Here is a 9,527-nt window from a genome sequence, read left to right as displayed (position 1 = left end):
AGTAAATGTGGAACGTCACTGATATTTGACTCAATCGACGGCCAAAACCTCATTAAATCGGTCAATCACGTCATTCAATTCTGACCCATACGTCAAGCAATTCTGACCCAATAAGGATAGCGGCCATTAATTAACGCTGCAGCTAAGGTCAACGGAGAGCCCAGAGCAGACTAAGAGATATTCAGTCTTAAACTAATATCACTCATCCCTGAGGAGTGTACCAAATTGGTGATGTGTAAGCCCGCTCCTGTATCGAGCGCGGTGCTTCGTCTGGGGTCTCCGTTCCGAACACCTTTGCATCGTATGTCGTCCAACGCGGCGTTGGTATTGCCAGCACTCTGACATAGTAAAACGCGCTTTGCGTCGGGTCGAAGTTCGGGTCTTCCCAATATCCGGCGAGAATTGCCTGGCCGATGTCATTTGTCCAAGACGCGTTTTCTACATCCACCGTATTGCCAACCGGGCCGTCACACGCCGCGTTTAGAAGTTCACGCCCGCCACAGGCAACATCATAAACACGTTCCGACGTTGTGCCGTCACTGTTCAGCCAACCTTTGACAACCTGAATACGGTCGAGGTTGGCCCCATCGGGGTCACGGAGCGCACGGATGAGAAGGCGCGGAGACCGACCGTCACTATCCGCTGGCAAATCCGCCCCCATCGGGACGCCATTTTCATATCCATACTCAGCAAAGTCAGCGCGCGGCAGGTCTGTTTCATCAAATTCGTATCCAGCAAAGACGCGAACGCGCATACGCGGTCCTGTGGTTGCATAGACTTCTTTTAGAGCAAAAGCATCCCAAATGGCCTCGCGGGTGTTTTCCCTTGCCCAAACGGCCGCCAAACCCGACGCCGAAGTCTGCCATGCATATTGGGCAACATTCTCGTCACCACCAATACCGCCGACGACCTCTTCAAATCGGATCGGGTCAGCAGTAGGTTCAACAGCTGAGACTTTCCCGAAGAAATTGTCCTCGCCAACCGTGGACAGCGATGTATGAGCATCAGTTGAGCCGATTACGCCAAATTTGAAGGGGTTTGTCCCCGTTTCCGCCTCGTATCCAAGCCCCCGCCGCAATGCGGCCCGCGCATACTCGCGTGGAAGCATCTCCGGTGTCTTGGGCTCTGGTCCAAGTTGTCCTTTGTCCCACGTTTCGAAGTCAGCAAATTCATCGTCTGGTGACAGCATGGGATGTGCTTCGCCGTCACCTTTCATTTGTGTGATTTCGTAGATCGGTTCCCACTTGGCGCGCTGTTTGAAATACTCAACATCGAACGGTTCGCCCGACAAGCGCACTTCGTCGAACATCAACCCGTTGGACAAATTGCCATTGTGCGGGATCGCGAGCAGCTTTTGGCCTGTTGTTTCTTCGGCTTGTTCCATCCATGCCCAAAGGTCTTCGGGGTCGAAGCTATCAAAGTTCGAGAACGGGATGATCTTGTCCGCGCCCTCTTTGCCACCGTTGAATATGACATTCCTGTGCAGGTTGTTCCGCTGTGGGTTTGAGGTCCACTCGAACCCTATAAGCGCAGTAAACAAACCCGGTTGATTGTGTGCCTCAGCGGCGGAGGTAATGTTGCTCCACGCTGTCTGGTAGATCTCCTGATAATCCGCCAATGGGTCTGTGCCAGTGGACTTGGCTTGGCTCCAAATCGACCATGCGCCAACGGGATCACCTGCCTCGACAGCCGTGTTCAGTTGCTGGCCAAACTCCGTGGAGAGCAGCGTGGCATCCTTGACTGAGAGCAGCGGCGCAAGACCAAGGTTTTCGGCGTGATCGGCAATAACCAGAAAATCCAATGGTCGGCGCAACCTCGCTTCGACACCGGTGCTGGATATAACGACTTCGCCTTTGGCAAACCTGTACGCTTCATCAGGGCCAAGTACATTCCCGATCATACCGGCATCGGCAGAGTATGATGTATGCAAATGGGTATCGCCGAAAAAGACCTGATTAGGGAAGTTTTGTTGTGGGTAGGGGGAATACTCTCTGTCGCCAGGTTGAGTGCTTGGGACGTCCTCGGCGTGCGCACCAGCCGCAAGCGCGATAGTCAGAATAGATGCTAAACGGATCATTTCCTAACCTCATATTTTGTTCAAACCTAACAACGCTCAATACAAGTAACTATGACGCATAATCTGAACTCTATTCGTTCAGCACAGCCGCCGCTAAATAAATCTCTGCGAACGATGGCTGCGACCCCAAAGCGGCGTACACGCAATAACTAAAGCACACACCTGTATCGAAGTCTCAAATTAAAAAGGTATTTTAGCGTGGTTTGCTTGCGAACGTTGAGGTTTCATCAACTTTTTGCAGTTTGACGACGCGCAATCTCCTGTCGAATTAGGTCTACGTGCAAACGTGCATCATATGCTCCCTGGCGGTATGCGAGCGGCAGATTCAGATTTGCAAGGGCGGTGTCCACGTTTTCGATATTTTTGGCGACTTCTTCAACCTCAGTTGAGGTCTGTGCCTTGCTGAGTTCCTCCTCAAGCGCCATGATACGCTGATAAAAACGCCAGACCCGGCGCTTTTGAAACCACACGTAACTGGACGGGACTATCCGCAAAAACGGTACTAAGAACAACAAAGGCAACAGCAATAACAGTACGCTGCCAAACTGCGCTGCGATCCAATATGGCAAGACGCCATGCAAAAAGTTTGGCCCAGAGTTTATGAGTTCTGTGGCAATTTTGTTCAGTGGTACAGGCGGTGAAGCCGTGTTCGGGTACTCGCGCGCACTTTGCAAAATATTAGGTTCGCTATGAATGTTCTTTGCTGCATTCACTAACCTATCGGTTACTGCAGGGTGCAGATCGGATGCGGCGATAAGTGAAGCTCGCAATGCTAAGATCTTGACGTCCTCTGGTGGTCTCGGAGGGTCAAGTGTGATTGATCCTGCCGGTACAGTTACCGAATTCGCTCCGGAAAGTTTCAATGCAAGGGCATCGACCAAAGCCATAGGGACGAAAATGATTTCTGGATCAAAGATCGCATCCATAAGGTAAGGTGCATCGAGTGGAGCGACAAACAACGCTGCATCCGCTTCGTTGGCATACAACGCCTCTATCGCGTCATTGCCCCCGAAATCGACGAGGTCTATGTCGACATTTTGCAACCCAGCGGCCTCAATTAGCGCTAAAGCGGCGGCGCGAGTACCGGACGCCTTGGTTCCTGCAGCTAAGCGAATGTCTCCCCATTCTCCTGCATTGGCCCCGACTGGACTCGACTTTCCGCGGAACACCACCATAGGTTCAAGAAAAATGGCGCCCAAAGACTGTAAGTTTTCGTCCTGAGGTATTTCCAGACCACCCTGAACAAATGCGGCATCCACTTCGCCAGAAACAAGTTTCTGAATGTTCTCAACGGACCCCTCGGTTTCAACTAAAACTACCTGAATGTCGTCACGTGCAAGTTCTGCTTTGTAGAGCTGTCCAACTTGCCAATATCCGCCGCCGCTAATGCCAGCAGCCAGCTTAATACTGTTGGGCGGTTTCAAGCCAAAGATCAGAAAAACAAGCAACCCGATAAACATAATCGGAAAGAGAATGAAAAGAGCTAAGCGCATTTATTCTCACATTCAGATGATCGGAACCGATAATTCGTTCTCATTTGATAGCAGTCTTTTTGCCAACGAGAAACCAATCACAGTGGGTAGCACTCAAAAGTTCGAGTTCCTCGGTTCAAGTATCCCTGAAGATTAAGTTGGTCGCGCAAAAAACCAAGAGCGCTTGAACAAGGTTGAGATCAAAAACTGGCCGTCTAGGCAACGGTTTATCCTATCGCAAACCAGAGTTTTAGTTTTGTCTTTTTTGTCGGCAATGTCTGCAAGGCGGACATTCAGCGGAATTAACCGAATGTCTGCTTCGAGCCCGGCCCGGTCATCGGTTTGGAAGTCTCGCTTGATGGCGCAGCAAATGACCGATTTCAGCCTGAGAAGATCTCTTCCTGATACGCGACTAATGCACTAGCAATACCAAAAAGGGGGCACGTGATTGAAAAAAAGCCGGCGCAAACGCGCCGGCCAGTCCAACAGGGAGAAGGCAGAGTTGACCTCTGCATTGTGCAGTTCACCACAGGGATTTGGCGTTAGTTGGACCCCATTTTGGATTATTGTACGGTTGTGGCTTCTTTGCCGACACATCAAAAAACTAATCTTCAAACGGTTGCAGCTCTGTCCGCAAGCCGGTCGTAGCCACGATCTAGGAGAGCGACCGTTTTTAGTGAGAGCGGTTGTTCCTGTTTGAAACCCCGAGTTTTCGGGGGTGAACGTCCGCTCAAATCCGCTAATCGGTCATCTGAGTAAATCCGTCAGGTGACTGCGTTGAGCCCAAAGCGAACGCTCGCTCAAACTTGGTTTGGGGGACATTATTATTCCAAAACCGTCTATTTGACTGACCGGTTGCCAGAATCGCAGTCTTAGGTGATCCTTCAAGAAATCGAAGGATCGCAATATGTTTAGGTTTCTATTAATTGCATTCGGTATTTGCGTATCTACTTTCGCGTTAGCGCAAGAGTCGTCCGAAGATGTGGCGGGAAAAGATGATACCTCGGCAACCTCGTCCAGCCTGCTAACTGATGCTGAGTTGCAGACATTGGTCGCCCCGGTTGCTCTTTATCCCGACACGTTACTCATACAGATATTTGTCGCGGCCACCCAGCCATTGGAAATTGTTAAGGCTGAGCGGTATTTGCTGGATAACGCCGACCGCGACCCCGTTGAACTTGAGCCGGAAATCGAAGCAATGGGATGGGATCCTTCTGTCAGCGTATTGGCGACGGCGTTTCCCGAAGTTGTTGGTCAGATGGCCACCCATATCGACTGGACCGAGACAGTCGGCACAGCCATGTTGGCCCAGTCCGATGATGTGATGGATGCGGTGCAGGTCATGCGGGATCAGGCAATTGACAGCGGCGCTCTTGTTTCAGGTCCCGAGCAAACTGTCGAAGTGTCTGACGACGACACAGTAGTAATTACACCGACAGAACCCGAAACGGTATACGTCCCACAATACAATCCCGAGACGGTTTATACTGGCCCGTCAACCGGGGATGTTGTGGGCGCAGCACTACTAACGTTTGGCGCCGTTGCCCTGATCGACGAAATTTTTGACGACGACGATGATTGGTATGACTATTGGGGGTGCCGAAATTGCGGTGGCTGGGGCGGTGGTCCGATTTACAGAAATCCAAACATCGACATAGACGTCGATGGCAACGTCAATATCGGCAATGATATAGATTTAGGTGACCGAACGGATATCGGATGGAACCCCGATCCTGACCGGCAACAGGAGGCCCGGAACAAAATAGCGGACCATAAAAGACCTGAAGGTGGCCGCGGCGACTTGCCGGTTAGCCGTCCTGACGGTCGCACGGATGAGCTGCGTGCAAAGTTGAGCCGAGAATCTGGTGCTGCAGATATTAGCCGGGACCGCGGGGCGGCAGCAGCTGCGGTCGGTGCCGGTGCGGGGGCTGTAGCAGGCGGGGCATTAGCGAACCGGAGCAACGCAAATCGGGATAAGGCCGCTGCAAAGCAACAGGCCATTGATCGTACCAAACGTCCAGATGCGGCGAAAAAGCCAGTCGCGCAAAGACCGCAGACCGCCAAAAAGCCGCAGGCGAAGAAAGCCGCATCGACGCAGCGCAAGCCCGCGGCATCCAAAGGGCAAGCGATGAAGAAAAAGGCGTCCGGCAGCAGAACTCAAAGCGCGTCCAATCGTGGACACGCCGCTAAAGGCAAGCGGAGACGGTAAGATGCGTAGATCAGTATTTTCAATTTTGTTGCTTGCCGCGACCACAAGCCCGGCTCTCTCTGAAGGAGCCAGATTTGATACGCCGCAAACCGCACTGGATGCTTTTGTTGATGCGTTGAAGGCTAATGATCAGAGCAAGCTGATCGAAATTTTCGGGCCTGAAGCCGAGGATCTGGTTGGAACGGGTGATCCGGCGGAAGATCAAGAAAGAAGGCAGGAAATGCTTGGCATGTATGCCGAGGGGTATCGTTTCCGGCCTGAGGACGATGGCGTTGTACTTCTTCTGGGTGAAGACGGTTGGCCTTTTCCTATCCCAATTTTGCGAAAAGATGATGGTTGGCGCTTTGACCTGGAAGCTGGGATCGAGGAACTTTCAGCTCGTGAAATAGGCTTGAATGAGTTGGAAGTGATCGAATTGCTTGAGGCCTATGTTGATCTGCAGGCAGCTTTCCGGCTTGTGGACCATAATGGGAATGGCGTTATGGAATTCGCTCAGACGATCATTTCTGATCCCGAAGAGCAAAACGGTCTCTTCTGGCCTGGAAAAGACAGCTTTGTCGGTGCGGCGCTTGCCCGCGCCGCAGCTTCGGGGTGGAGTGACGGTCAGGCTGACTATGAAGCCGAGCCGTTTCTTGGCTATTATTACACAATCCTGCAAGAGCAGGGCCCTAACGCTCCCGGGGGTGCCTACCCTTATTTCGCCGGGGATCACTTCGTTGCAGGACATGCCTTGCTGGCAATACCGGCAGACTACGGAGAAACTGGTGTCCATTCCTTTCTGGTTGGCGAAAACGGCATAGTCTACGAGGCAGATTTTGGCCCGGAAACACTCAGTATTGCTGCTGAAATTACTGCCTATGATCCAGACACTAATTGGTCACCGGTCGAGTAATGTTTGGATTGATAGTGGCGATTAAGCTCTGATGCTTTGCTGAGGCCACTATTTGCGGATCGTGTAACAAGCTTCAGTTCGATGGTTACGTGTACCCGAACAAGTTCAGCCTGGATCGCTCTTGCAACACACATTGTAACGGCCAGCAAATTGCCCATCTTACGGTTTGATCCATTCTTCTGCCTTAACACGTTTCGAGTCAAAGACTGAAAAGTCCGCAGAGCGGTCTTCTTCGATCGGATATCGAATGGCAGGTTTCGCGACCACCGCATGAATTGCAGCGACGTAACAATCCACGAACGTCGCAGTACGGGTGTTATGTGAAGCGATCTCTGGTTGAGTGGTCCGTCCGTCCACAGCCTACCGGCCCAATCACCTAACACCACATTGAGCGGCTTTTTTCCGCCCCATTGATCTTGTTCGCCCAGTCCGATATTCAGACCGGCTGCGTTTTCGGCCGTCTATCCGAGCCCAGCCCAAAACCAACGAGCCAACCGATGGAGGGTGCCATGTAGTTCAGAAACTGCATGAAAGGCCAATGACATGGCCCATTACAAACGCAAACGTCCCCGTACCGTGCTTGGGAACGGGTACTCACGCCTAGGTCTGAGCCGTCGTCTCGGAAAAGACCTTGATGATGTCCGGTGGCTTGGCAATTGGCCACGCTATCACGACATCACCTGTCACACGCGTCCAACGAGACGCAAAACCAAGGCTCTTGCGTTCGGCATCCTGAAAGGCGCTGATCCTGACGACCTAGTCTGGCCCGATGGGCGCAAGCCCCACCACTATTATTGGTGAGTATGTGCGGCGGAAGCATTCCATAACTCCGCCGCGCACTTTGGCTCAGGTGGCCGTTGAGACGACCGAAGCAGTTTGGCCCGTTGCGGCCATCGTTAGATCACGAACCGAGCCCCGCGTCTTTTCTCACTATGTGCCGCAGCAAGTCATTGCCCTCGGCCCTAAGGTCGAGGCGATCTTCGTTCTTTTTCATCACAGTTGCCCACGCTATTTGATCGTGTATGAATTCATCAATGACCGCTATGCGCTGTCCACGACCCATTTCCTTGGTTTTGCTTTTTAAAGTCAAAAGCCTGTCAATGTGCCCTACTAGGTTGGGAGACAGGTCCTGATATTTCATGAGATCATGCAGGTTCATGGGCGGTGGCGTGTCGGGTATCTGCCGGATCCACGAGATCGCCATAGCGGGTCGCAGTATGTAGAAATACGTTTTGAAGCTCACCTCCTGGCTCTCACCAACATGCTTGTCCCACTGTTTCTGTGCCAAGTTGCGATAGTGGTGCAGACAGGATTCTCCAAAAGTCGTCTTGGCTGCGAAGGCAATCAGCCTTTCACATGCCGCGTCACTCCATCTGTACCTAATAGGGCTGGACAACCATTCCAACATCACGGGATTAGGTTTGATCAACAAACCAAGTGCTTTACGAATATCCCACCCGTTTATGTCCCAATCGCCCTCAAGGGGCAGTTCGATGACATCGCGACCGGGCTCAATACTCAGATACCAGTCTGGCCGATGTACATAGATGAAGCGTACATCGTAGTCGCTATCGGGAGACGGGAAACCCCATGCACGGCTGCCGCTTTCAATGGCGAACAGCACTCGGACATCATGATCCGCTTCTAAAGCGGTAAGCTTAGATTGGATGACCTGCTCGATCTCAGGCGAAACGCTGGGCGCGAAAGTTAGACGGTTCATTGGGTTTCTCGCAGTATCAAGACGGCCATCTGGAAAGGTACATCATGGTTTTGTTAACAAGACCTGGGGGAGCAACCACGGCGCTGTGGCTACTGAAACCGTCGGATCAGATTAACTCGTAACTCTGTTCGCCAGTTCACGAACTATTCCCTGTGTCTCTTTCGGATAAGCGCGAACAAACCCGGCGTCACAGGGGATCGTCTCGATTTCTCTTCGGTCCAACGCCCGAGCCAAATGGATCGCTGCGAGCTCAATGTGCTCTGCCATTTGGCCAAGCGTCACATACACCTCTGCAAACGCCTGAATGCTCTCTTCAGTGATGTAACACCGGTAGTGCTGCGTGTCCGGGTTTCGTGCTTTTATCTGCTTCAGATATCCACCATCCCTTAACCGTCGGATAGAACCGACGCTAATCCTCAGGCGTGCCGCCGCATCCTTAAGCGACAGATCGCCGGAAAACACGCGCTCCGATTTTTCCAAGGTCTCAGTGTAGTCGATCAGAATTCCTGCCAATCCGTCAACGTCCGGGTCTCTCGATACACCGGTCAGTCGGCCTGCTGCCCAATCAGCAACAACGCGAGCCAGGGGCAACCAGCTCTGTTGGCAGTATTCTGCGAGGGGCAGCCTATGACGCGTCGGTGATGCAACGCGCAGGCCTTCAAGCTGAGTCAGCAAGGTCTGCACAGAGGAGGATGTCACATAGCGCAGAGACGTTCCAAAACGATGGGCTTCCAGAACATTCTGCCGGATCAGCGACTTCACCTGAACCGGATGGATATTGAGCTGCGTCGCGATGGATTTGATATTCTGCAACCCAGACCAGAAATCGAGCACGGCAGCCAGATCCTCATGGCTGACATCCTTCATGTTTAGCAGGTCGCTCGCGTTTTGACCGCGAAGATGGGCGAGAATGCCTCGCACCCGAACCTCGCCGACTCCATATAGCTCCCGTACACGTTCAAGCGTGATGAGTTTGGGTGCTGAGATTTCCGTACCCAGGACTTTCGCGCCGGTCTGCAGCGGATAGTTCTCCCGTACGAAATCCTGCACGCAAGCCCTGAGCTCCGCTGTTGCCGGGTCTGTCCGTCGTCAGGGATTTTGGGACAGATGGCTGCCTGATCTAAGAGAGGATCTGGCTCATCTGGTTTGTCTGATTA

Annotated in this window: 7 protein-coding genes; 3 read left to right on the top strand and 4 right to left on the bottom strand. The window is 52.4% G+C overall.

The features are described from left to right. Positions 1-202: 202 nt before the first annotated feature. Both AC2FI9_RS22455 and AC2FI9_RS22450 read right to left on the bottom strand, forming a co-directional pair. Positions 203-2,077, bottom strand: coding sequence for a DUF3604 domain-containing protein (locus AC2FI9_RS22455; RefSeq protein ID WP_496770928.1), 1,875 nt, complete (start codon positions 2,075-2,077; stop codon positions 203-205). 227 nt (positions 2,078-2,304) lie between these two features. Further along, entirely contained in the window at positions 2,305-3,570 is a 1,266-nt protein-coding gene (locus tag AC2FI9_RS22450) for a TAXI family TRAP transporter solute-binding subunit (RefSeq protein WP_496770926.1), read from the bottom strand. Between the two features lie 886 nt (positions 3,571-4,456). Between AC2FI9_RS22450 and AC2FI9_RS22445 the strand changes: the two genes are divergently transcribed. From AC2FI9_RS22445 to AC2FI9_RS22435, 3 genes are all read left to right on the top strand, one after another. Further along, positions 4,457-5,758, top strand: coding sequence for a DUF3300 domain-containing protein (locus AC2FI9_RS22445; RefSeq protein WP_496740826.1), 1,302 nt, complete (start codon positions 4,457-4,459; stop codon positions 5,756-5,758). Position 5,759: 1 nt separating this feature from the next. Then, the gene (locus AC2FI9_RS22440) at positions 5,760-6,650 is read left to right on the top strand and encodes a DUF2950 family protein (protein ID WP_299665347.1); all 891 of its coding nucleotides are present in this window, start codon (positions 5,760-5,762) and stop codon (positions 6,648-6,650) included. A 543-nt stretch (positions 6,651-7,193) separates the two neighbouring features. Beyond that, positions 7,194-7,451 (top strand): hypothetical protein, encoded by a 258-nt coding sequence (locus AC2FI9_RS22435; RefSeq protein WP_496770925.1) that lies wholly within the window; start codon positions 7,194-7,196, stop codon positions 7,449-7,451. 100 nt (positions 7,452-7,551) lie between these two features. Here AC2FI9_RS22435 and AC2FI9_RS22430 read toward each other — a convergent pair whose 3' ends face one another. Further along, entirely contained in the window at positions 7,552-8,370 is an 819-nt protein-coding gene (locus tag AC2FI9_RS22430; protein ID WP_496770923.1) for a nucleotidyltransferase domain-containing protein, read from the bottom strand. Between the two features lie 111 nt (positions 8,371-8,481). Continuing rightward, positions 8,482-9,420: a helix-turn-helix domain-containing protein gene (locus AC2FI9_RS22425; protein ID WP_496770921.1), complete on the bottom strand. Its 939-nt coding sequence runs from the start codon at positions 9,418-9,420 to the stop codon at positions 8,482-8,484. Between the last annotated feature and the right edge of the window lie 107 nt (positions 9,421-9,527).

It is taken from the genome of Ruegeria sp. CDSA246, from assembly GCF_059611225.1.
This window is presented reverse-complemented; position numbering and strand designations above follow the sequence as displayed.

Bases quoted from the DNA above. Each gene is read 5' to 3' on its own strand.
- AC2FI9_RS22440 (WP_299665347.1), top strand. From the start codon at position 5,760: ATGCGTAGATCAGTATTTTCAATTTTGTTGCTTGCCGCGACCACAAGC.
- AC2FI9_RS22435 (WP_496770925.1), top strand. From the start codon at position 7,194: ATGGCCCATTACAAACGCAAACGTCCCCGTACCGTGCTTGGGAACGGG.
- AC2FI9_RS22450 (WP_496770926.1), bottom strand. From the start codon at position 3,570: ATGCGCTTAGCTCTTTTCATTCTCTTTCCGATTATGTTTATCGGGTTG.
- AC2FI9_RS22430 (WP_496770923.1), bottom strand. From the start codon at position 8,370: ATGAACCGTCTAACTTTCGCGCCCAGCGTTTCGCCTGAGATCGAGCAG.
- AC2FI9_RS22445 (WP_496740826.1), top strand. From the start codon at position 4,457: ATGTTTAGGTTTCTATTAATTGCATTCGGTATTTGCGTATCTACTTTC.
- AC2FI9_RS22455 (WP_496770928.1), bottom strand. From the start codon at position 2,077: ATGATCCGTTTAGCATCTATTCTGACTATCGCGCTTGCGGCTGGTGCG.